Below are 23,471 nucleotides of genomic sequence, written 5' to 3'. Positions count from 1 at the left end.
TGATACCAGCACGCGCAAAGCGCCCAGACCTCAGCGCTTGCCGAACAGGCTGCCTCCCAGCTTCATCAGGTCGCCGACATCGACCTGCCCATCGCCATCCTGGTCCAGCACCTTGCCCAGCAGGCCGCCGGCCAGCCCGCCGGATTGCTGCGCCTGGGCGCGCTCCTGCCCCAAGGCCTGGCCCAACTGCTCGGCGCTGCCTTGGCCGCCGCCCAGGAAGCGCTGGGCGAGGAAGGACAGGACGATGGGCGCCAGCAGTCGCAGCAGCTGGCCGGCCTTGTCGCTGCCCAGGCCGGTGGCCTGGCCCAACCCGCTGGCCGCCGCTGGCGTGCTGTTGCCGAAGATATGCCCGAGGATGCCTGCGCCATCGGTCTGTGGCGTGGCCGCCTGCGCACCGCTGCCCAGCACCGCGCCCAGCAGGCCACTCAGGTCGGGGCCTGCGCCCGCGCCGGCATGATCGCGCCGCAATGCGCCGAGCAGCGCTTCGGCGCCCTGTGGCTGCTGGGTGTTCCTGCCCAAGGCGCCGAGCAGTAGCGGCAGGGCCGCGCCGAGGGCCGACTGGGTCTGCTGTGGGTCGGTCCCCAGTTGCGCCGCCATGCGCTGGACCGGCGCGCCCTGCAGTTGCTGGAACAGCGTGGCGGCCAGGCCGGAGAGAGGCTCATTCATGGGCAAGCTCCAATGGTTTGCGGGGGAATCGGGGAACTTACCGGAAACCGCATTGCACAAGGTTCAGTCGCCGCGATGGTCTGGCTATGCTGGCCGGATGAGTCAACGCGCCACACGCCTGCTGCACCTGCTGGAAGCGCTCGGGGGCCGACGCCGCCCGGTGGCCGGCGCGCGACTGGCCGAAGACCTGGGCGTCAGCCTGCGCACGCTCTACCGCGACATCGCCACGCTGCGAGAGCAGGGCGCGGACATCCTGGGCGACCCCGGCGTGGGCTATCTGCTGCGCCCGGGCTTTCTGTTGCCGCCACTGAACTTCAGCGAGGACGAACTGGAGGCGCTGGCCCTGGGCGCGCGCTGGGTGACGCGACAACCGGACCGGGCGCTGGCGCAGGCGGCCGAACGCGCGATGACCCGCATCGGCGCAACCCTGCCGGCGTCCACGCGTCTGTCGATCGAGACCAGCGGCCTGTTGGTGCCCACACCCTCACAGACGCCCCCCGACGCGCCATGGCTGCCAACCCTGCGCCTTGGCATCCGTCTGGAGCACGTGCTGCGCATGCACTATGCCGATGGCCAGGGGCAGGCCACGCAGCGTCTGATCTGGCCCTTCGCCATGGCCTTCATGGAAGGGCTGGGCATGTTGGCCGCCTGGTGCGAGCTGCGCCGCGATTTCCGCCACTTCCGCGCCGACCGCGTCATCGCCCTGGCCGACACCGGCGAGCGTTATCCCTCGCGCCGGCATGTATTGATCAAGCGCTGGCGCGCGGCCACCGGATATGGCCTGGACTCCTGACAGAACCTGTCAGCAGGGCCGCCGGACACTGGCGCCTCACCTACGACGGAGCGTTGCCATGAGCGAGACCCTGATCCTCTACACCCACCCGATGTCGCGCGGCCGCACCACCCGCTGGATGCTCGAAGAGACCGGCTTGCCCTACGAGGTCAGGATCCTGGACTACGGCAGCGACATGAAGTCGGCGGACTTTTTGGCGATCAATCCGATGGGCAAGGTGCCGGCGTTGCGCCACGGTGAGGCGGTGGTGACCGAGACCGCGGCGATCTGCGCGTACCTGGCCGAGCTGGTGCCCGAGCGCCGGCTGGCGCCCCCTGAGGACTCGCCCGAGCGTGCGGCCTATTTCCGCTGGTTGTTCTTCATGGCCGGTCCGTTCGAGGCGTTCCTGACCGCCAAGGAATCGTCTGGGCTCGCCGATCCGGTCACCGCCGGCTATGGCACCGAAGAGGCGCTGCTGCGGACGATGGAGCAGGCGGTCCAGGACCGCACGCATCTGGCGGGGGATCGGTTCACCGCCGTGGACCTGCTGGTGGCCGCCTACCTGGGCTACTACCTGCGCATCGGCTTGCTGGAGTCGCGCCCGGCCTTCGTCGCCTTCGCCCAGACCCACCTGTCGCGCCCCGCCGCCGTGCGTGCGATGGAGTTGGACAACGCGCTGATCCCGCAGCATCCGAACCCGAACATGCCCGCACCTGTCGCCGCCTAGAGACTTGCGGAGCCGGTGTTTCGGCGAAGGGGCTTTCCAGGTAAAGCCCCTTCGCGGCTAGAGCCGCTCCCGCGCATTCCGCTTCCACAGGAAGCCGCTCCCACTGGTAGAAAGAAAGCTTGATTCGAGCGGGGCACTGGCTGGCTCGAAAGCCAGTGCTTTTTTGTGGGAGCCGATTCATCGGCGAAGGGGCTTGCCCGATGAATCCTTCTCCGCGGCGATCACCCCACCCACGACAGCCGCCTAGCGAATCAGCGCGCGAGCGGCCGGCGCCCGGCAACCTTCACAGCAGCGCCTTGAGCCGGTACAGCGCCTCCAGGGCCTGCTTGGGCGTCAGATCATCCGGGTCCAGCGCGGCCAGCGCCTCCTGCGCCGCCGAGGGCGCGGCCGCGAACAGGCCGAACTGCTGCGGCGCATCCAGGGCCGCCGGCGCCATCTTGGAGGCCTGGGTCTGGCCGCCGCGCTGTTCCAGCTCGGCCAGGCGCCGGCGCGCCTGTGCCAGGGTGGTGCGCGGCAGGCCGGCTAGCGCTGCTACCTGCAGCCCGAAGCTGCGATCTGCCGCCCCTTCCTTCACCGCATGCATGAACACCAGCGAATCGCCGTGCTCCACCGCGTCCAGGTGCACGTTGGCGATGCCGCTGGGCCCGCCCTCGAAGGTCTCGCTGGCCAGTGCGGTGAGCTCGAAGTAATGCGTGGCGAACAAGGTGTAGCAGCGGTTGACCGCGGCCAGGTGGCGCGCGACCGCGTCGGCCAGCGCCAGGCCGTCGTAGGTCGAGGTGCCGCGGCCGATCTCGTCCATCAGCACCAGCGACTGCGCGGTGGCGTGATGCAGGATGTAGCTGGTCTCGGCCATTTCCACCATGAAGGTCGACTGGCCGCGCGCCAGGTCGTCGCCGGCGCCGATGCGGGTGAGGATGCGGTCGATGGGGCCGATCTGCGCGCGGCTGGCGGGTACGAAGCTGCCGATATGCGCCAGCAGCACGATCAGCGCGTTCTGCCGCATGTACGTGCTCTTGCCGCCCATGTTGGGGCCGGTGATCACCAGCATGCGGCGCGCCTGGGCGGTGTCGCTGCCGTCCAGGCACAGGTCGTTGGGTTCGAACGGTTCCTTGCGCACGGCCTCCACCACCGGATGGCGGCCACGCTCGATCACCAGGCACGGCGCGTCGGACAGGTCCGGCCGCGTCCAGTCCAGCGCCTGCGCGCGCTCGGCGAAGGCGCACAGCACGTCCAGCTCGCTCAGCGCCAGCGCGCAGCGCTTGAGCGGCTCGATCACCTCGTTCAGCGCATCCAGCAGCTGCTCGTACAGCACGCGCTCGCGCGACAGGGCGCGCTCGCGCGCGGACAGCACCTTGTCCTCGAAGGCCTTGAGCTCCTCGGTGATGTAGCGCTCGGCGTTGGTCAGGGTCTGGCGGCGGGTGTAGTGCACCGGCGCCTTGTCCGACTGGCCCTTGCTGATCTCGATGTAGTAGCCGTGGACGCGGTTGTAGCCGACCTTCAGCGTGGCGATGCCGCTGGCCGCGCGCTCACGGGTTTCCAGGTCGATCAGGAACTGGTCGGCGTTGGTGGACAGCTGGCGCAGCTCGTCCAACTCGGCATCAAAGCCGCTGGCCAGCACGCCGCCGTCGGTGAGCTTGAGCGGCGGCTGCTCGGCCACGGCGGTGAGCAGCAGGTGGGCGGTGGCGTCGTGCTCGCCCATGGATGCGGCAAGCGCCTGCAGGCGCGGCGAATCCAACGGGGCCAGCAGCTCGCGCAGGCGCGGCAGCAGCGCCAGGCTGTTGCGCAGCGTGGACATGTCGCGCGGGCGCGCCGAGCGCAGCGCCACGCGGGTGAGGATGCGTTCGACATCGCCGAAGGCGCGGAAGGCATCCCGCAGGTCGGTGTCGGTGCCGCGCTCGATCAGGGTCTGCACCGCATGGTGGCGCTGGTTCAGCACCTTGCGCTCGCGCAGCGGCCGATGCAGCCAGCGCCGCAGCAGGCGCCCGCCCATGGGCGTGATGGTGCTGTCCAGCACGCCCAGCAGCGTATGGCGGGTATCGCCATCCACGCGGGTGTCTAGTTCCAGGTGGCGTCGGGTGGCCGCGTTCATCGCAATCGCCTCGCCCGAGGACTCGAAGGCGATCGCCGTCAGGTGCGGCAGCTGCGACTTCTGGGTTTCTTCCACATAGCCCAGCAGCGCGCCTGCGGCGGCCACGGCCTGGGGCTTGTCTTCCAGGCCGAAGCCGCTGAGGTCGTGCAGCTTGAAGAACTGCAGCAGCTGGCGCTGGCCGCTGTCCGCGTCGAACAACCAGGGCGCGCGGCGGCGTGCACCGGTACGCGTGGCCAGGAAACCCGGCCAGCCTTCCTCGTCGGGCACCAGCAGCTCGGCCGGCTCCAGGCGCGCCAGTTCGGCTTCCAGCGCATCCTCGGTCTCGACCTCGTTGACCAGGAAACGCCCACCGGCCAGGTCGGCCCAGGCCAGCCCGTAGCCACGCTTGCCGCGCGAGAGCGCCATCAGCAAGGTGTCGCGGCGCTCGTTGAGCAGCGCCTCGTCGGTGACCGTGCCGGGGGTGACGATGCGCACGACCTTGCGTTCAACCAGCCCCTTGGCCAGGGCCGGGTCGCCGATCTGCTCGCAAATGGCCACCGACTCGCCCAGCGCCACCAGCCGCGCCAGATAGCCCTCGTAGGCATGCACCGGCACACCGGCCATCGGAATCGGCGCACCGCCCGAGCTGCCGCGCTGGGTCAGGGTGATGTCCAGCAGCCGCGCGGCCTTGCGCGCGTCGTCGTAGAACAGCTCGTAGAAATCGCCCATGCGGAAGAACAGCAGCAGGTCCGGGTACTCGGACTTGGCCGCGAAGAACTGCTTCATGAGCGGGGTGTGCTCGACGCTCGGCTTGCCGGCTCGCGCGGTCTGGTCTTTATCCATGGATTTCAAAAACTTACAGAATTTCCGTGTGGGCGCATCGGGCCGGGCCCGGGCGCCTGCACGCCATGTCGCGCGCAGGCCCGGCACCGAGAGGATGCGCATTGCGCTCATGCCTGCGCCGCAAGCGCAGGTCGGGAGCGGGGCGATCGAAGGCCTGCCAGTTTAAGCCGTGGCCCTGGCCGCCACGACGGTCGTCGCGCTGTTTCCTTACCGCCATGTCCGGAGGATCGTCGCCGAGTGCAGGACTGTCGATTCCGCCCCGGACGCTGATCGCCGGTGTGCGAGGCGGTTCAACCTGTGCGCAGACTCGTGACGGGCCCTGGCCGAACGCTCGCCAAGGCGGGCAGTCGGCGGCGTGCACCGGTGCGGCCCCATCGTTCGCGCCACCTTGCCGCGCAAGGCAGCGGCCGCAGCAGGTGAGGGATCAGCGATGCATGTGGCCGGTGTGGCGATGGTGCGTTGCCGCCTGCACGTCATCGGTGGGCACGCGTTGCCATTCCGGGCCGTCGCCAAAGACCAGCGTGCGGGTCACCCCGTCCTGGCGCACATTGACCTGGTTGTTGATCTCCGGGTAGATGTCGGCGAACACGCTGGCGCGCACTTGCAGGGACTGCTGGGGATGGGGCAGGTGCCCGCGATAGCGAAGCTCGATATTGTCGCCGGCAAGCGTGTTGCCGTCCGGCTTCAGGGCGATCTCGGCACCGTCGTCACGCAGTGAGAAGTTCTCTCCCACATAGCCGGTCAGTGCCGCCAGCGCCTGGGCGTCGTCCAGGCTGGGTTGCGCGTCAGGTGCCACATGGCGCAGGACGCCTGGTTCGACGTCATGGGCGGCGAGGTAATGGGTGACCACCACTTCGCCCCTGCGCGCATCGATCTCCACGACGCTGAGTGTGTCGTGGCCCCGGTGGGCCAGCGCGCTCCCGCTCATGAGACAGGCCGCGGACAAAAGCGCCAGGCGCAGTCGCTTCATGGCATTCAGTCCTTGTGAGGAGCAGGGTAGGTCTGCAGCGAATCGGGCGTGACCTTCAGATCGTCATCGCGCATGCGGTCGCTATCAGCGGGCGGTGCCGAGATCTTGAGCGTGCGCGTCTGGATGTCGCCGGCGAAGACATTGTTGGCACGGTCCGCGTCCGCCGTTTCCCATAACGGATCGATCTCCGCGCGTTGGATGGACTTGCTGGTCACGTACTCCCAGGTCACCTGGCGCGCGTTCTTGCGCCACACCTCGGCAGGAATCCGGATGGTCTCGGTACTCCCATCGCTGAAATCGAGCTTCAGGATCACCGGCATGACCAGACCGCCGATGTTGCGGAAGTCGAAGCGGTAGAAGCTGTCCTTCGCGGCACGCGCCAGGCGCTCCTCCGGCTCGAGCGCCTGGGCATCGGCCTTGGCCTTGCGCCTCTGCGCGGCGGTGGGCCCGAACTCGTCGTGGGTGTTGTAGTAGTCGCGCGTGGAAGGGTCGGTTTCGACCACGGTCTTGCCGATGTTGCGCGTGGCCGTCAGCGAGGCCGGCTCGCGCTCGCGTTCGGCGCGGTTCCAGCGGGCTTCCGCCTCTGCGTCCCCGCCATCCAGGCGGTAGCGCAGCACGCCATCGAGCGCGATGTCCACATGATCGGTGCTGTAGAACCATCCGCGCCAGAACCAGTCCAGGTCCACGCCGGAGGATTCCTCCATCGTGCGGAAGAAGTCGTAGGGCGTGGGATGCTTCATGTACCAACGCCTGGCGTACTCGCGAAACGCGCGATCGAACAGCTCGCGCCCCATGACGGTCTCGCGCAGGATGGTCAGGGCGGTGGCCGGCTTGGCGTAGCCGTTAGGCCCGAACTGCAGGAGCGAGTCGGACTGGGTCATCAGCGGCACCTGGTCGCGGCTGACCATGTACTCGACGATGTCCTTGGGTTCGCCGCGCCGGGACGGGAAGTCCCTGTCCCAGCGCTTCTCGGCCTGGAACTGCAGGAAGGTGTTGAGCCCCTCGTCCATCCAGGTCCACTGACGCTCGTCGGAGTTGACGATCATCGGGAAGTACTGATGGCCGACCTCATGGATGACCACGCCGATCAGCCCGTACTTGGTGCGGTCGGAGTAGGTCAGGTTGCCGGTCTTCTTGTCCTTGACCGGGCGTGGCCCATTGAAGGTGATCATGGGGTACTCCATGCCACCGACGGGCCCGTTGACCGACTGCGCGGTCGGGTAGGGATAGGGAAAGGTGAAGTCCGAATACACCCGTAGCGTGTGCGCGATGGACTTGGTCGAGTAGGCATCCCAAAGCGGGCGTGCCTCCTTGGGATAGAACGACATCGCCATGACGAGCGGCTGTTCCGCACTGTTCTGCGCAACACCGAGGGCATCCCACGCGAACTTGCGCGAGGAGGCCCAGGCGAAGTCGCGCACGTTGCGCGCATGGAAGACCCAGGTCTTCTCCGCAGACGCGCGCGTGCGCTCGGCCGCTTCGGCCTCGGCTGGCGTGACCACGTAGACCGGCTCCTTGGCGCTGCGGGCTTGCGACAGTCGCGCGCGCTGGGCCGCGCTAAGCACCTGCTCGGCATTGGCCAGTTCACCGGTCGAGGCCACCACGTGATCTGCCGGCACCGTCAGCGCGACCTTGTAGTCGCCGAACTCCAGCGTGAACTCGCCCGAGCCCAGGAAGGCCTTGTTGTGCCAGCCCTCGTAGTCCGAGTAGACAGCCAGGCGCGGGAACCATTGCGCGCCTTCGAAGATGCAGTTGCCGTCCTGCCCTTGCTGGGTGAAGCACTCATAGCCGCTGCGCCCGCCGATGACCTTGTTCTCGATCATCGGGAAAGACCAGGCGATCTCGATCTCGGTCCGCCCGCCGTTGCCAGGCACCGCCTGCGCCAGATCCACCCGCAGCAGGCTGTCCACGACATGAAACGCCAGCGCCTTGCCCGTGCCGTCCTTGACCGAGGCGATGGTGAAGCCGCCTTCCCATTCCTGATAGCGCTTGGCCCTGCGCACCTGATTCAGGCTGATCGAACTGCCCGAGACCGTCCGGCTGAGGTTGTCCAGCGAATCGCGCTTGAAGCGGTTCTGGTCCAGGAGCAGCCAGAGATAGGGCAGGCTGTCGGGCGAATTGTTGTGGTAGACGATCCGTTCCGTGCCGCTGACTTGCCTGGTGGGCTCGTCGAGCCTGACCTGGATGTCGTAGTCGACCTTCTGTTGCCAGTAGCGATAGCCGGGCGCACCCGACGCATTGCGGTAGTCGGTCGGCGTTGGCCAGTCCTCGCCCTCCAGCTGCCGAAACTTGTCCTCGAAGGGCGCCTTGGTCTGGCGGATGGCGTCGGCGTGGGCGCCGAAGCTCAGCAGTGCGAATGCAAGCAGTGCGCTGGGCGTGAGAAACCTGCTCAAAGGAAGGCCTTCAGATCTCAGGTGGAGGAGCGTTGGGGGGAGTCTGGGGACTGGCATGCAGCAGCGGCAGGCCGACCATCGCCACGCACGCGCAAAGTCGCGCGCGGCTGGCGTCCAGCAAAGCATCCCCATTCGAGATGTTATAACACGGGTCAATCGCCCGCCGCACAGTCGCCGATGCGTATCGCGAGAGGTGCAGCGCTCGGCGCACCGACGGACGCGAAAGATGCGCCGATGCAGCTCTAGGATTGCCGGCATTCCTCGGCCGTTGTGGCGGGCACCCGCTCGGCCAGTCCCCCGGTCAAGCATGACCCTGGAGCTACGCGCGGGCGCTGACGACATGGTATCGTTACATCATAACAATTCGTGCGGGTCTCTTATGCGTGTGCTGGCTTGGAGTTGTGCGCTGGTGGTGGGGGGGTGGGCCTTTTCGGCCACGGCGGTCGAGGGCATGTGGCAGCCGGCGCAGCTGCCGACCATCGCCAAGGACCTGAAGCAGCATGGGTTGGCGCTGCATCCGGCCAAGCTCTCGCAGCTGACCGAGCACCCGATGGGCGCCATCGTCAGCCTGGGCGGCTGCACCGCATCGTTCGTCAGTCCCCAGGGCCTGGTGGTGACCAACCACCATTGCGCGTATGGCGCGCTCCAGTACAACTCGACGGCCGGGAAGAACCTGATCGAGCAGGGCTTCCTGGCGCCCAGCCTTGCGGACGAACTGCCGGGCTCGCCGGACATGCGCGTGTTCGTGACCGAGGAGATCCGCGATGTCACCGGGCTCGTCAACGACAAGCTCAGCGATGGCATGGAGCCTCTAGCGCGTCAGCAGGCCATCGAGTCAGCGAAGAAGGCGCTGGTGGCGGCGTGCGAGACGCCGGGCTACCGCTGCGATGTCTACACCTTCCACGGTGGATTCAGTTACCAGCTGATCAAGCAGCTCGAAATCAAGGACGTGCGCCTGGTGTACGCGCCCTCGGAGGCCATCGGCAAGTTCGGCGGCGACATCGACAACTGGATGTGGCCGCGCCACACCGGCGACTTCAGCTATCTGCGCGCCTACGTTTCGCCCGATGGCAAGTCGGCGAGCTTCGACAAGGCCAATGTGCCCTACCGGCCCAAGCAGGTGCTGAAGGTCAATCCCAAGGGGCTGGAGGAAGGCGACTTCGTGATGGTCACCGGCTATCCCGGGCGCACCAATCGCTACCGCCTGGCGCAGGAAGTGGAAAACGCAGTGGACTGGCAGTACCCCACGCAGATCCAGGTCTATGAGGACTACCTGGCCATCATCGACGAGGCGGCCAAGGCCAATCCTGAGGTCGGGGTCAAGTACGCCAACCTGGTCGCCAGCCTCAACAACTACCTGAAGAATTTCCAGGGCCAGATCGAAGGACTGCGCCGCGCAAATGCAGTCGCGGTCAAGACCGGGCAGGAGCAAGCCCTTGCCGCCTGGTTGAAGTCCGGCAAGGCGGGCCAGGCCAAGCGCCTGGACGGCAGCCTGCAAGCACTGCAGGCGCAGCTTGCCGACACCCAGGCCACCCGTGAGCGCGACCTGGCGATGAGCCTGCTGCAGCGCGCATCGCTGCTCTCCAGCGCCATTCGCCTGAACCGCCTGGCCCTGGAGCGGACCAAGCAGGACGCCGAGCGCGAGAGCGGCTTCCAGTCCCGCGACGAAGGACGCATCAAGGATGCCCTGATGCAGCTCGATCGACGCTTCGACCCGGGCGTGGACCAGCGCTTCCTGGCCTACGCGCTCTCGCGCTACGTGAAGCTTCCGCAAGCGCAGCGGCTGGCGGCGTTGGACACCTGGCTGGCGGGCGCCAGCACGCCGGCAGCCATTGCCGACAAGGTGGCCTCGCTGTACGCCGGCACCGGACTGGGCGATGCAAAGACGCGCCTGGCGTACTTCGAGGGCAAGGGTGAGGTGCAGGGCGACAGCATGATGCGCCTGGCCAAGGCCATGCAGCCCGACCTGCTCCGCCTGGAGCAGGCCGAGAAGGCGCGCGAAGGCGCGCTGGCCGTGCTTCGGCCGCGCTATATGGAAGCGGTGATGGCGTTCAAGGCTTCCCAGCACTTGCCGGTGTATCCGGACGCCAACAGCTCGCTGCGCGTGACCTACGGCAATGTGCAGGGCGTGGCGCCGCGCGATGCGGTGAACTACGAGCCGTTCACCACCGCCGAGGGCATCGCCGAGAAGGCCACCGGCAAGGTGCCGTTCAACGCGCCCGTGGCGGAGCTCAAGGCGATCGGCGCGCGCGACTTCGGGACCTATGCCTCGCCCAGGCAGCGCACGCTGCCGGTGAATTTCCTGGCGGACCTTGACATCACCGGCGGCAACTCCGGCTCGCCGGCGCTGGACAAGAACGCCGAGCTGGTGGGACTGGCCTTCGACGGCAACTGGGAGTCGGTGAGTGGCGATTGGCTGTTCAATCCCAAGCTCAACCGCTCCATCCAGGTCGATGTGCGCTACATGCTGTGGGTGATGGACAAGCTCGATCATGCCGATCGCTTGCTCGAAGAGATGGGCGTGGCCAAGCAGTAAGGACCGCACGATGTCGCGGCCTGGATGGCCAAGGCCGAGCTCGTTCCTTGGCCTGGCATTGCTGGCGTTCGGTGTCGTCGGCCAGGTCCACGCGCGCGATGCCTTGTGGAACATCGTGCAAGGACCCTGCGGGCAAGCGCGTGGGAACGCGCCGGTCTTCCCGTGCGTTGCCGTCGATGCGCGCCAGTCCATGCGCAGCGCTGTCCTCAAGGACAAGAAGGGGGACTTCCAGTACCTGCTGGTGCCGCTGGACCGCGTGCCCGGCATGGAGGATCCGCGCCTGGGCCGGGGCGTGCTGCCGAACTATTTCGCGCAGGCCTGGGCGGCGCGTGGCTTCGTGGAGGGTGCAGCCGGGCAAGGCATCGCCCGCGAGCACATCAGCTTGGCCATCAACTCGAGCGTCGCCCGCTCGCAGGATCAGCTTCACATCCACATCGACTGCCTGAGTCCGGACGCCAAGCGCTGGTTGGCCACCTTGCACCCGCAGCGCTTCCGCTCGGGCTGGAAAGCGGTGCGGCCACATTTCAAGGGTCATCGCTATCGCGCGCACTTCGTGGTGGGCGCCGCGCTGGAGCAGGATCCGTTCCACTCACTTCGCCAGGCCGTCGGCGGGAAGGGCCTGGGACACCGCTCCCTGGCGGTGGTGGGCTATGGCAGGCCGGGCCTGGAAGGCTTCTGGTTGCTCTCGAGCCGCGCCGACGAGACCAGGGGCGACCGCGGCGAGGGCGAGGAGATCCAGGACCACCGCTGCAGCGTGCTCGACCGCGAGCGTCATTAGGGAACACCGATTGACCGCGCTTGGTCACGATCTAACGGAATGCACACTTCCGGGTGGGATGCTTTCAGGACCGTTCGGGATTCTCATAGTGGCCGGATCGCAGCGTTGGCGCGACATGGCCGCACATGCGCCAGACCTTGGTCCCGGATGAAAGAAGACGCTCGGGAAGACGCCGGCGGTATGCCTGCTGTCAGGCATGCGCGGTGTGCGCACCGAGGGGTCGCTGCCCAACGCGCTCACTTGCCAAGGATCGGTGAACTCAGGCCCCCGTCCCCGGCCCGGGCTCTCGCGCAAGGTGGCGCAGCGCAATAAGCATCCAGCTTCAGGCGCCGAAGGAATGGACACTGCGCGCCCGCCGGCGTGGCGCCGGATGCCGCACGGCCGACAGGCTCCAAAGCCCCGCCGCCTCCGTCAGGACCGTCAATGGGAGCTGCGTGAGGTGTGCGCTGTTAGGATGCTTTCGCGCCCGGTCCCTGCTGGAGCGGAAGTGGTCGCTCGCCTTATCGCTGTGATGACCCAAGCCTGCCCTGGGCCGCGACCACCGGCACGGCGCGGTCGGCGCGCAGGGCATCGCGCAGGGCGATGGCCTTGGCGCTGCGCTCGTTGCCTGGGCCCAGGGCGCGGTCGAGCAGGGCGATCGCTTCGGCGAAACGCGCCTCGGACTCGGTGCTGCGGCCCAGGTGGCCCAGGATGCCTGCATACGTGTAACCGGCTACGCCCATGAGCATATGCTCGGCACCGAACACCGGCAGCGCGCGCTCTAGCGTGCGGCGCTCCAGCGCCTCGGCCTCCGGGTAGCGGGCCAAGTCCACCAGTGCGCGCGCCAGGTTGTGGTCGCAGATCAGCGTGTTCGGATGCGATGCGCCGGACGCCGCATGCTCGGCCTGGCAACTGCGCTGCAGGTACTCGTACTGGCGCTGCAGGTCGCCGGTTTCCCCATAGAGCACGCCCAGGTTGTTGAGCAGGCTGCGGTACTCGCCGGAGGCCTGGCCGTAGTCGGTACCGCGCGCCTCGAGGGTGGCCAACATGAGCTTCTCGGCGCCTGCGTAGTCCTTCAGTGCCTGCATGACCAGCGCAAGGTCCGACGCGATGCTCAACGTATGGTCGTGGCGGGGGCCATAGATGTCGCTGGACAAGGTGTGGGCGGCGCGCAGGACCGGCAGCGCCTGCGCGTGGGCTTCCTTCAGAAACAGCGCGCCCCCCAGGCCGCGCATGGCCTCCAGAGTGGCGATGTGGCCTTTGCCATGCAGCGCCTCGCGTCCGGCCAGCGCCTTGCGATAGAGCGCGATGGCCTCGTCGTACCGACCGAGCTCGCGTAGCGCGCTGGCCTGGTAGACGGTGGCGGTCAGCGTTTCCGAAGCGCCCTCGCCGAACAAGGTGCTCGCCCGCGGAACCAATGCCTGCAGTCGCGCCAGCGCGCCGTCCAGGTCGCCTTCGTGCATCTGCGCGAAGGCCGTTTCCATGCCGGCCCTGGCCTGCACCTGCGGATTGGCGTGTCCGAGCAGCGGCGCCAGCATGGCGCGCGAGGCGGCGTGATCGCCGCTGCGCGTGAGCAGCTTGGCAAGATCCATGCGTGCGCTGGTGGCGATGCGCTCCTCGCCGCCCTCGCGCTCGGACAGGCGTAGCGCGCCGTCGAGCTGGGCGCGCGCCTTGCCGAATTCGCCGAGATTGAGGTACGCGTTGCCCAGCGCCATGCGCACCGAGGCCTCGGTCGCCGGCTGGTTCGCAAAGCGCTCGCCCACGCTGTCCGCGGCCGAGTCCAGCAGGTCGCGCACCTGCACGTCGCTGCGCCCGGACACCAGCGGATTGGCCTGGGCGAGCAGGTCTTCGGTGAGGAAGCGATTGACGGCGCCGGCCACGTCGGCCTCGTGCCGCGCGCGTTGTTGGGCCTCGCGCACCTGCAGCAATGCCACGCCGACCACGCACAGGACCACGGCGAGGGTAGCGCTGGCGATGGCGAACTGGCGCCGCCGCAGCCGGGTGCGGGTAAGCGAGGCGCGCAGTCGATCGGCCTCGACCCGCGCCGCGTCTTCGGCCGCACGCGTGGCCCGGCGCGATTCCAGCGTGCGCAAACGGTTGGACAGCAGGGCGGCATCGGCCAGTCGCTCGGCTGGATCGCCGGCGGCGGCCAGCGCGATGTCCTCGCGCAACAGGGGATCGTCGATATCACGTTCCCAGCCAGGGGCCAGCGGCCGACGAGTGTCGCCGACCAGGCACTGGTAGAGCATCACGCCCAGCGCATAGATGTCCGAGCGCACCGTCGGCGCACGGCCGCCAAGGATTTCCGGAGCCAGATAGAGTGGAGTGCCGCCGGAATCGGCGTCGATCTGGGTGCCGGTGAAGCCCAGGCGGGTGATCTCCAACGCCTCCAGCCTAGCCAGGTCCACCAGCCGGCCGCTGCCGAAGTCGGCCAGCCGGATCCGAGGCTCGGCGCCCGGGCGATCGTCGACCAGCACGTTCGAAGGCTTCAGGTCCTTGTGCAGCACCCCGACCGAATGCGCTGCCGAAAGTGCGTCGGCCACCTGAGCCAGCAGTTCCAGCCGCAGGGACAGCGCAAGCTGTGCCAAGCCGCCACGGGCCTCGGCCCAGTCGGGCAGGGCGCGGCCGGCCACGTACTCGGTCTCCAGGTAGAACGGGGCCTCCTCCAGGTTCCAGTCGAGCAGCCGCACCAGGTCCTGGCGCGGGCCCAGGCCCTCGTGCAGCACCCGCGAGAGGGTGATCTCGCGCTTGAGCGAGGTCAGGCTTCCGGCGTCGACGCCGAACTTGAACACCCGCGGCTCGCCGGTCTTGGTGTGCACACCAAGCCAGGCCTCGCCGACCGCGCCACTGCCGAGCCGCCGCTGCAGGCGCCACAACGGCCGCAGTGGGGGCGCGTCCCCCACTGCCAGTTCGGGCAGGCGGGGCAACGCGGTGGCCGGGCCAGCCTCGACCTGCACTGGCGCCACCAGCCGGTACCCGAAGCCGTGGACGGTGCGGATCAGCGCCTGCGCCTCGTCGCTCAGCGCCTGGCGCAGCCGCGCCATGGTCTTGGTCAGCACCGACTCGCTCAGGATGCGCCCGGACCAGACCTCATCCAGCAGTTCCTGCTTGGTCACCACTTCGCCGGCATGCTCGAGCAGGTACAGCAGGACCTCGAGCGGCTTCTTCTCCAGTTTCACCGCCTCGCCGCCGACGCTGAGCACCAGGCTGCGGCCGTCCACGACGCAGTCGCCGAACCGGAAGCGCAGCTCGCGACGAGGAGATGCGGTCGGCCCTGCCTGATCCGAAGTCTGCATGTGGCTGATTCCAGTAGGAAAAACGCGCGTAGACAAACAAGTAGGCAAATGGTCGGAAATCCGTCAGGACTCCCGCAGCTCCCCGCCCCAGTGTGGCGCCGTCACCAACATGGGGGAAGGCAGGATGCAGGCAAGGAGAACGCAAACGGGGCGTCGGCGGGGACGACCAGCGGCCACGGTGGCGCTGGTGGCGATGGCCACGCTGCTGGTCGCCGGCTGCGGCACGCTGCCAGGGGCGGCCCGGCGCACGCCGGCGCCGGCCGACCCGATCGTGCTCCAGGCACAGGCCGCGCGTGCCCTGCGTGCCGGTGATGCCGACGCCGCGCGCCGCGCCGCCGAGCTATTGCTGATGCGCAATCTGCGCGCGCCACGCTCGCACCTGTTGCTGGGCGCCGCGCACCAGCTGCGGGACGATCCGGCCGTGGCCGACCTGGCCGTGTCGGGTTTCGCCTCGGCGACCCGCTTCGGCGACGCCGGCCCGTGGCCGCACTACCTGGCCGGCGTCGCCCTGATGCGTCAGCAGCGTTATCACGCCGCGGCCGATGCCTTCGCCCGCGCGGTGATGGCCGAGCCGTCGGCGGCCTGGGCCTATGAGGGCATGGCCGCGGCCGCCTACCTGACGGGCGACCTCGGCCTGGCCGAGGCGGCGGCCACGCGAGCGCGCGGGCTGGATCCACAGTCGCCCGGTGCCTGGCGCACTGCGGTGCTCGGCGCGGCAGGCCGCAACGATCCCGACGCGACCCGCCGGCTGCTGGCGGCCGCGCCGGACCGGGTCTCAGCGAATGACCGCAGCTGGGTCGCCACCCGTGCCAATGCGCTGCTGCGTACGGCGGCGATCGACGCGGACCAGGCGCCGGTCGATCTTGCTGCTGAAGCGGGGCCGTCTACCCTCGCGCCGGTCGCGCCCAACCAGCTCAGCGTCGACGTGACCCTGATCCTGGGCGATTTGCGACGCTCCCGCGGCTACGGCGTGAACCTGCTGGAGTCGCTGCAACTGCAGTTCGGCAAGACCTACAGCCGCGAGCGCGTGACCAGCGACAGCAGCGATTCGCTCACCAGCTCCATCACCCGGCTGATCCGCATCCCGGATGTCACCTACAACCTCAACGTGCTCAATCGCGGCAACCGCCACTACGAAGTGATCGCCCGGCCCAGCCTGAGCGCATTCCTCGGAGAGCAGTCCACCTTCTTCGTTGGCGAGCAGCTCAACGTGGCCGTCACCGGCGTCAACTTCGCCCAGCTCGAACGCATCGATGTCGGCGTGGGGCTGAAGATCACCCCGGCCGAGATCCGCGCCGATGGCGCGCGCTTCCGCGTCGAGGCCGACCGCAGCTTCTTCAGCGACCAGGGCGTGGGCAGTTTCTCCCAGCAATTGGCGACTTTCCGGCAGAACGTGGCCGCCACCGCCGACGTGCGCTTCGGCGAGACCCTGGTGCTGAGCGGGCTTTCCGAATCGGTCAGCGATGGCAATGAATCCGGGGTTCCGATCGTGGGCGACGTGCCGGGATTGAACCTGCTGTTCAATCGCAAGACCGATCTGCGTCGCCAGCGCTCGGTGATCATCCTGGTCACGCCCTCCGCGCCGGTGGGACTGCAGACCGGAGACACCACCGGCGGCTCGGTGCGCGCGCTGATGCGCCTGTGGGACACGCTGGCCCAGCCCGAGCACGGCCTGGGCGCACTGGCGACACGCATCCAGCAACGTCCTTTCTTCTCGCGCGCCTCGGCCGGAGATGTGCAGGCGCGCGACCTGCGCGATCCGCAGCTGCTCGAGCAGTTCCTGGCCAGCAACGGCGCTGCCGATGCCGGCGCCTCGTTGCCCAACCACGCTGGAGTCCATGCCCCATGACACGCATCCCCGCCAACGCGCCACGCGCGCGCCGTTCCACAACCGTACGCAGGCTGCTGGTGTTGCTGCTCGCCTTGCCCGCGCTGCCGGCTTGGGTATCGGCCCAGGAGAAGTTCGACCCGGCCGAAGCCAAGCCGCTGATCGGTCGCTGGGGCCATGCCGCGCCGGCCGATAAGGAAACCGGCGAGGTCGAGACCACCGTGGTCGAGTTCCTGCCCGATGGCCGCTATGTCACCACCGTGCGCAGCACGCTTTTCCCGGACCAGGACAAGCGCGCGCTCGCGCAGGGGCGCTACCGCGTGGGCGAAGTGGACAAGGGTAGCATGACGCTGACGCTCGCACGCGATCCCGGCGACCCCGAGGACAAGACCGACCCCGTGAGCAAGATGCGCCTGGTGCGCATCGACGAGGACCACCTGCGCGCGGACGACGGTTCCGTGGCCACCCGGATCAAGTGAGGACGCGACCATGCATGCCCAGCACATCCGTTTCCACGGCACCGCATCCATCCATCGCGCCCTGCGCACCTGCATGCTGCTGGCGCTAGCCTGCCTCTGCGGCGTGTTGGCGCCAGGCGCGCTGACCTTGGCACAGGCGGGCGAGCGCTGCTTCGGCGCCGTTGGCCAGGCCTGCGGCGCCTGGACCAACAACAGCGCAATGCCCTCGATGGCCTTCTGCGTGCACACCAACGGCATCGGCACCCACCAGGGCGTCTGCCTGATCAACGGCGGCAGCATGGCCCACGACCCCTGCTGCGCGGCCAGCCCCAACGGAGAAATGTGCGGCGGTAACGGCAGCAGCGGGCGCAATGCGTGCAAGGTCGAGTGGAACCGCGCGGTGAGCCGCACGTTGTGGGGCTACAACTGGAAACGCGTGCTTGATGTCACCCGCGTGAACGACAGCGGCGTGGTCGAACGCCCGCTTTACTGCGCGCGCCCAGGCAGGGGGGTGCATAAGAACGACGAAGCGTTCTGCTGCAGTGGCAGCGCGCGGCCTGCCAAGTGGTGGGAGCGCGTGGGCCGACCGAATCTCAACGTGTGTCTCTGACCGCCTTCCATCGCTCATCACAGCCATGCCGCGCCGCGCCGCGCGCCGTGCCGGCAATCACTGACCCTTAGGAGATTCACGCTCATGACCACCCGACCCATGATCCTTTCACAGCCCCGCCATCCGCGGCACCGCGCGCATCTGGCGGCGGTGCTTGCAACCGCCCTTGCCGCGGGCATGTTGCCGCCTGCTGCGCCAGCGCAGGAAAAACCAGCGACGCAGCCGGCGACCGCCAGCCGTGCGGCCCTGTTGGCCGAAGTGGCGCGTGCGCTCAAGAGCCGCAACATTGCCGCGCCCAACGTCGAGCGTATCGTGGCCAACCTCTCGCAGCTGGACATGTCCGAGCTGGAGGCGCTGGCCGGCTTTGGGGGTACCGCAGCCACCGGCGCAGGCCGGCTGGTGGAGGGCGCCAGCGGTTCCGTGCGCGACCGCGCCGGGGAACTGACCGGTCGCGTCGGTGGCAGCGCGGGCGGTGGCACGTCCGCCTCGCAGCGCGGCGTCGAGCGCGCGATGCGGCCCGGGATGCGCGACACGCGAGGACAGCTGTCGACTTGCCAAGCCTGTCCGGAAGACGCGTCTTTCATGGGGAACACGCAGCGCAACGGCGCTGGGATGGCGAAAGACAACTCGAACTCAGCGTCCGATCAGCCGCGGCGCATCGATGCCGGCAACCGTGACGTCATCAAGATCTACAAGGACGGCAGCGCCAGCATCATCAGGATGAGTTCGGGTCGTATCGAGTACGTCAACAGCGACCAGCGCTTGGTCGACGAGAGTGGAAACGCCAAGGAGCCGGCGCCTGACAGCGAGCAGGGCTCCGGTGGTTTCACCGCTGCCGATGTGAAGCGCGTTGGCGCACTGATAAACCAGCATCGCCAGCCGACCGGGGATGAAAGCGGGAACGGCGGCCCGGTAGACACCGGGCGCACCGATCCCACCGGCGCGCGCGGCCTGTACACCGAATCCCGCCTTGGCGCCGGCTACGTGTCCGAGGGGGACCTCCGGGAAATCGTTCGGCTGTCCATCGAAAAGCTGCGCGGTCCACAGGGCCGCTGATCCTCGCCATCCACCGCCGCCGCTCGAGCCGGAGGCCAGGAGGACCGTGCATGCCGCTAAACACCTTGTTGATCCGTGCGCGGCACGGCGCCGCGACGGCGGTCCTGCTGTCCGTATCACCCTGCGCGCTAGTCCTGGTCTGCGCTGCGCCGGTGGCGATGGCCGCGGCGGGCATCGAGGCACACCGGCTGTGTCCGCAGATCGAGCCGCGTCCCGGGCACTTGCTTCCTTCTATCTGCTATGCCGGGGTGCCCTGCGTGGTCGGTTTGCGTGGCGATGCGCTGGAGGGCGTCGTCGCCGCCAGCGCCGTGGCGCGTGGGCAGCGGATGGTGATCGGCGCGCGGCTGCTGTCCAGCGGGAGCGGTGGTCCCGCGCCGGCCACGCACTGTGTGCCGGACGCACCATTGCCTTATGTGGCCGTTCACCTGCCGGCGATCGACCAGCCCGGCGACTACACCCTGGTGCTCCACCGCTCGGCGGTCTTCGGCCTGCCCCGGGCCGATGCGGTCCTGCCCTTGCGCATCCTCGCCAGCCATGGATTCCTCAACCCGCGTCAGGCCGAGGCCAGCGAGCGCGCACGCCTGGGAGAGGATCGGGTGTTTACCTTCGCCGGCCATGGGCTCGGTGGCTTGCGCCTGCGCGCCGACGCCGCGGCGCTGGTGGGTGGCCAGGATCCGCCGGGCACCGATGTGCGCTGGCTGAGCCCCGACCAGACCCAGGTGCGTATCCGCTTGCTCCCGCGCCAGGCTGGGCCCCTGGCGCTGGATCGGGTGTTCGAGTTCATCGGCGCGGGCGAGTCGCCGGTCAACCGCGACCTGGGCTGGCCTGTGATCGAGGTCCGCCCCTGAGCGGGATCACGGTGAGTGTCCACAGCTGCAACGCTTGGGTGAGGCGCGGTTGCGGCCTTTCAGCGCCCGCTTCGCGGCGCCTGAGCGCCGCGGCAACGCCGCGCATTCGCGATCGGCCAGTCGCTCACGCATCGCTGAGCACTTGAGGTCTACGTTGGTGCGCGCGGCCCTCCGCTTCGCGCAGCCAAAGGGATTCCATCGTGCCCACGCCCACCACACGCCTCGGCGGCCAAGACGTCGCGGTTCTCGGCCAAGGCACCTGGAACATGGGCGACGACCCTGCGCGTCGCAAGGCCGAGATCGAAGCCCTGCAAAGCGGCATCGACCTGGGCCTGAGCCTGATCGATACGGCCGAGATGTACGGCGAGGGCGCTTCCGAGCGTCTGGTCGGCGAGGCGATCAAGGGACGGCGCGAGGCGGCGTTCATCGTCAGCAAGGCTTATCCGCAAAACGCTTCGCGCGGCCGCCTGCCGCAGGCCTGCGAGCGCAGCCTGCGCAACCTGGGCATCGATTGCATCGATCTCTACCTGCTGCACTGGCGCGGTGCGGTGCCATTGGCCGAGACCGTCGAGGCGATGCAGGCCCTGCGCCAGGCCGGCAAGATCCGTCACTGGGGCGTGAGCAATCTGGACGTGGAGGACATGGAGGAACTGCTCGACGCAGGCGGTACGCACTGCGCGACCGACCAGATCCTCTACAACCTGACCCGGCGCGGGCCCGAGCACGACCTGCTGCCGTGGCTGGAGCAGCGCGACATCGCGGCGATGGCCTACAGCCCGGTGGAGCAGGGGCGGCTGAAGGGCCACAAGACCCTGGCCAGCATCGCCCAGCGCCACGGCGCCAGCGATCTCCAGGTGGCGCTGGCCTGGGTGCTCCGCCGCGAGGGCGTCATCGCCATCCCCAAGGCGGGCAGCCGCAGGCATGTCGAGGAAAACGCAGCTGCGCTGTCGCTCACACTGACCGGAGATGATCTGGCCGAGCTGGATCGTGCCTTCCCGCCGCCTGGCGGCAAGCGCGCGCTGGAGATGCTTTGACGATTCGACGGCCGAACCAGGTCCGGGCGCGGTGCCGGCCAGGCTGCGGCAGCAGTGCGGACTGATCCGGGGCTTCGCCTCCGCGTCCGGGTCGGTCGATCTGGGATACTGACCGGGTGCCCTTCGATCCAGGATCTTCCGTGCCGCTTTCCGATGCCGATTTGACCCAGCTGGCCGCCACGGTGGGCCGGCACCTGCACGCCCACCGCGAGCGGCTGGTCACCGCCGAGAGCTGCACCGGTGGCTGGATCGCCAAGGCCATGACCGATATCGCCGGTTCCTCGGCCTGGTTCGATTGCGGCATGGCCGCCTACAGCTACGAGGCCAAGCAGGCGCTGCTGGGCGTGCGCCCGCAGACGCTGGAGACCTTCGGGGCGGTCAGCCGCGAGACCGTGATCGAGATGGTGTCCGGCGCCCTGGTCAATTCCGGCGCCAGCGTGGCCGTGGCGGTCACTGGCATCGCCGGCCCGGGCGGCGGCAGTCCCGACAAGCCGGTGGGCACGGTGTGGATCGGCTGGAAGCAGCGCGGCGGCTACGCCCGGGCCGAGGTCTTCCAGTTCGACGGCGATCGCGATGCCATCCGCCGGCAGACCGTGGACGCCGCGCTCAAGGGGCTGCTCCCGCGCTAGGGTGCGCCGCCCACCGGCCGCTCTACCGCGCGACCTTCGCGGGGATTGCACGCCGCCGCGTTAGTAGTAATACTACTAACCATGGACCTGACCCCGACCCAGCAGACCATCCTGGCCATGATCGCCGAACGGCTCGAAGCCGACGGCATGCCGCCCTCGCAGACGGAAATCGCCCGCGCGCTCGGGTTCAAGGGCGTGCGCGCCGCGCAATACCACCTGGAAGCGCTGGAAGCGGCCGGAGCGATCGAACGCATCCCCGGGCGCGCCCGCGGCATCCGCCTGCTGCATCCGGTCGGTTCTCCGCAGGCCCAGTCGAAACCTGGCGTTGCGTCCGCCAACGACGATGCCCTGCGCCTGCCGGTGCTGGGACGGGTCGCGGCTGGTGCGCCCATCGGGGCCGATGCCGGACACCACGATTACGTGGTGCTGGACCGGGTGTTTTTTTCGCCGTCGCCGGATTACCTGCTCAAGGTCAAGGGCGATTCGATGCAGGACGAGGGCATCTTCGATGGCGACCTGATCGGCGTGCACCGCACCTCCGACGCCCGCAGTGGCCAGATCGTGGTGGCGCGGGTAGACGATGAGATCACCGTCAAGCTGCTGAAGATCGGCAAGGACCGCATCCGCCTGCTGCCGCGCAATCCCGACTACCTCCCCATCGACGTCAAGCCGGACCAGGACTTTGCCATCGAAGGCCTCTACTGCGGGCTGGTGCGGCCCAGCCGATGAGCTTTCCGGTCCGGGGCAGGGCGTTTTCCGACCGGCCGGTGGCGCCTGCGCCGATCCAGGCGCCGCGATGACGAAAATATCCTGATCCCGGAGCGCGACGTCTCAGCCTGTGCGATCTGCGCCCCCTAAGCTTTCTTCCAACGACATCACATCACCTTGAGGACACCTGCAATGGACGAGAACAAGAAGCGCGCGCTGTCGGCGGCCCTGACCCAGATCGAGCGCCAGTTCGGCAAGGGCTCGGTGATGCGCATGGGCGATCGCGTGATCGAGGCCACCGAGGTGATCCCGACCGGCTCGCTGATGCTGGACATCGCCCTGGGCATCGGCGGCCTGCCCAAGGGCCGCGTGGTCGAGATCTACGGGCCGGAGTCCTCGGGCAAGACTACCCTGACCCTGCAGGCCATCGCCGAATGCCAGAAGCAGGGCGGCACCGCGGCCTTCATCGACGCCGAGCACGCCCTGGATCCGGTCTACGCCGCCAAGCTGGGCGTGAACGTGGACGACCTGCTGCTGTCCCAGCCGGACACCGGTGAGCAGGCGCTGGAAATCGCCGACATGCTGGTGCGCTCGGGCTCCATCGACATCGTGGTCATCGACTCGGTGGCGGCGCTGACGCCCAAGGCCGAAATCGAAGGCGAGATGGGCGACCAGCTCCCGGGCCTGCAGGCACGCCTGATGAGCCAGGCCCTGCGCAAGCTGACCGGCAACATCAAGCGCTCCAACACCCTGGTGATCTTCATCAACCAGCTGCGCATGAAGATCGGCGTGATGATGCCGGGCCAGAGCCCAGAAACCACCACCGGCGGCAACGCGCTGAAGTTCTATGCCTCGGTGCGCCTGGACATCCGCCGCATCGGTGCGATCAAGAAGGGCGACGAGATCATCGGCAATCAGACCAAGATCAAAGTGGTCAAGAACAAGCTGGCGCCTCCGTTCAAGCAGGTGGTCACCGAGATCCTCTACGGCGAGGGCATCAGCCGCGAGGGCGAGCTGATCGACATGGGCGTGGACGCCAAGCTGGTGGACAAGGCCGGCGCCTGGTACAGCTATGGTTCCGAGCGCATCGGCCAGGGCAAGGACAACTCCCGCACCTACCTGCGCGAGAACCCGGCCGTGGCCGCCAAGCTGGAATCAGAGCTGCGCGAGAAGTTCCAGCCCACCGAGGTCACCCCGGCCGAGGGCGAAGGCGACGACGATTGATTCTGGTTGAGGCCCGTCGGCCGGCCGCTGTCAGTGGTTGCCGGCCGA

General features: G+C 68.4%; 18 protein-coding genes. 13 read left to right on the top strand and 5 right to left on the bottom strand.

Annotation, left to right across the window (positions count from 1 at the left end; translation table 11 throughout):
• Nucleotides 1-30 precede the first annotated feature (30 nt).
• Complete coding sequence (locus EPA99_RS00245; RefSeq protein WP_129469193.1) at nt 31-666, bottom strand: DUF937 domain-containing protein; 636 nt, start codon at nt 664-666, stop codon at nt 31-33.
• Between the two features lie 97 nt (nt 667-763).
• Between EPA99_RS00245 and EPA99_RS00240 the strand changes: the two genes are divergently transcribed.
• Nucleotides 764-1,459 (top strand): helix-turn-helix transcriptional regulator, encoded by a 696-nt coding sequence (locus EPA99_RS00240; protein WP_129469192.1) that lies wholly within the window; start codon nt 764-766, stop codon nt 1,457-1,459.
• A gap of 58 nt (nt 1,460-1,517) precedes the next feature.
• Nucleotides 1,518-2,165 (top strand): glutathione S-transferase family protein, encoded by a 648-nt coding sequence (locus tag EPA99_RS00235; RefSeq protein WP_129469191.1) that lies wholly within the window; start codon nt 1,518-1,520, stop codon nt 2,163-2,165.
• A gap of 283 nt (nt 2,166-2,448) precedes the next feature.
• Here the strand turns inward: EPA99_RS00235 and mutS are convergent, their stop codons facing one another.
• From mutS to EPA99_RS00220, 3 genes are all read right to left on the bottom strand, one after another.
• Nucleotides 2,449-5,076: a DNA mismatch repair protein MutS gene (gene mutS / locus EPA99_RS00230; RefSeq protein ID WP_129469190.1), complete on the bottom strand. Its 2,628-nt coding sequence runs from the start codon at nt 5,074-5,076 to the stop codon at nt 2,449-2,451.
• A 424-nt stretch (nt 5,077-5,500) separates the two neighbouring features.
• Entirely contained in the window at nt 5,501-6,046 is a 546-nt protein-coding gene (locus EPA99_RS00225) for a DUF6702 family protein (RefSeq protein WP_206733656.1), read from the bottom strand.
• Between the two features lie 5 nt (nt 6,047-6,051).
• The gene (locus EPA99_RS00220; RefSeq protein ID WP_206733655.1) at nt 6,052-8,439 is read right to left on the bottom strand and encodes a M1 family metallopeptidase; all 2,388 of its coding nucleotides are present in this window, start codon (nt 8,437-8,439) and stop codon (nt 6,052-6,054) included.
• Between the two features lie 379 nt (nt 8,440-8,818).
• On the opposite strand from EPA99_RS00220, the gene EPA99_RS00215 reads away from it, so the two are divergent.
• Nucleotides 8,819-10,975: a S46 family peptidase gene (locus EPA99_RS00215; protein WP_129469188.1), complete on the top strand. Its 2,157-nt coding sequence runs from the start codon at nt 8,819-8,821 to the stop codon at nt 10,973-10,975.
• Entirely contained in the window at nt 10,932-11,753 is an 822-nt protein-coding gene (locus tag EPA99_RS00210) for a CDP-diacylglycerol diphosphatase (RefSeq protein ID WP_129469187.1), read from the top strand. Before EPA99_RS00215 ends, EPA99_RS00210 begins: the two co-directional genes overlap by 44 nt.
• A gap of 500 nt (nt 11,754-12,253) precedes the next feature.
• On the opposite strand, the gene EPA99_RS00205 is transcribed toward EPA99_RS00210, so the two are convergent.
• Nucleotides 12,254-15,028: a tetratricopeptide repeat protein gene (locus tag EPA99_RS00205; protein ID WP_129469186.1), complete on the bottom strand. Its 2,775-nt coding sequence runs from the start codon at nt 15,026-15,028 to the stop codon at nt 12,254-12,256.
• A gap of 193 nt (nt 15,029-15,221) precedes the next feature.
• Here EPA99_RS00205 and EPA99_RS00200 point away from each other — a divergent pair, with 193 nt between their 5' ends.
• The 9 genes from EPA99_RS00200 to recA all read left to right on the top strand — a co-directional run bounded on the left by EPA99_RS00200 (nt 15,222) and on the right by recA (nt 23,423).
• Nucleotides 15,222-16,877 carry a type II and III secretion system protein gene (locus EPA99_RS00200; RefSeq protein WP_241688238.1) on the top strand — a complete coding sequence of 552 codons (1,656 nt, stop codon included), beginning with the start codon at nt 15,222-15,224 and terminating at the stop codon, nt 16,875-16,877.
• Complete coding sequence (locus tag EPA99_RS00195) at nt 16,874-17,335, top strand: hypothetical protein (protein ID WP_129469184.1); 462 nt, start codon at nt 16,874-16,876, stop codon at nt 17,333-17,335. The genes EPA99_RS00200 and EPA99_RS00195 overlap by 4 nt, the downstream gene beginning before the upstream one ends.
• Before the next feature lie 10 nt (nt 17,336-17,345).
• Nucleotides 17,346-17,924 carry a hypothetical protein gene (locus tag EPA99_RS00190; RefSeq protein ID WP_129469183.1) on the top strand — a complete coding sequence of 193 codons (579 nt, stop codon included), beginning with the start codon at nt 17,346-17,348 and terminating at the stop codon, nt 17,922-17,924.
• 84 nt (nt 17,925-18,008) lie between these two features.
• Nucleotides 18,009-18,980 carry a hypothetical protein gene (locus EPA99_RS00185; protein WP_129469182.1) on the top strand — a complete coding sequence of 324 codons (972 nt, stop codon included), beginning with the start codon at nt 18,009-18,011 and terminating at the stop codon, nt 18,978-18,980.
• 50 nt (nt 18,981-19,030) lie between these two features.
• Complete coding sequence (locus EPA99_RS00180; protein WP_129469181.1) at nt 19,031-19,828, top strand: hypothetical protein; 798 nt, start codon at nt 19,031-19,033, stop codon at nt 19,826-19,828.
• Between the two features lie 197 nt (nt 19,829-20,025).
• Complete coding sequence (locus EPA99_RS00175) at nt 20,026-20,862, top strand: aldo/keto reductase (RefSeq protein WP_338325372.1); 837 nt, start codon at nt 20,026-20,028, stop codon at nt 20,860-20,862.
• 140 nt (nt 20,863-21,002) lie between these two features.
• A complete protein-coding gene (locus tag EPA99_RS00170) occupies nt 21,003-21,491 on the top strand; it encodes a CinA family protein (RefSeq protein ID WP_129469179.1) in 489 nt (162 codons plus the stop codon).
• 81 nt (nt 21,492-21,572) lie between these two features.
• The gene (lexA, locus tag EPA99_RS00165) at nt 21,573-22,220 is read left to right on the top strand and encodes a transcriptional repressor LexA (RefSeq protein WP_129469178.1); all 648 of its coding nucleotides are present in this window, start codon (nt 21,573-21,575) and stop codon (nt 22,218-22,220) included.
• Nucleotides 22,221-22,391: 171 nt separating this feature from the next.
• The gene (recA, locus tag EPA99_RS00160; protein ID WP_129469177.1) at nt 22,392-23,423 is read left to right on the top strand and encodes a recombinase RecA; all 1,032 of its coding nucleotides are present in this window, start codon (nt 22,392-22,394) and stop codon (nt 23,421-23,423) included.
• The last annotated feature ends 48 nt before the right edge of the window (nt 23,424-23,471 follow it).

Origin of the sequence: Pseudoxanthomonas composti (genome assembly GCF_004122095.1) — a bacterium.
In the GTDB taxonomy this organism is placed as follows: Bacteria; Pseudomonadota; Gammaproteobacteria; order Xanthomonadales; family Xanthomonadaceae; genus Pseudoxanthomonas_A; species Pseudoxanthomonas_A composti.
This window is presented reverse-complemented; position numbering and strand designations above follow the sequence as displayed.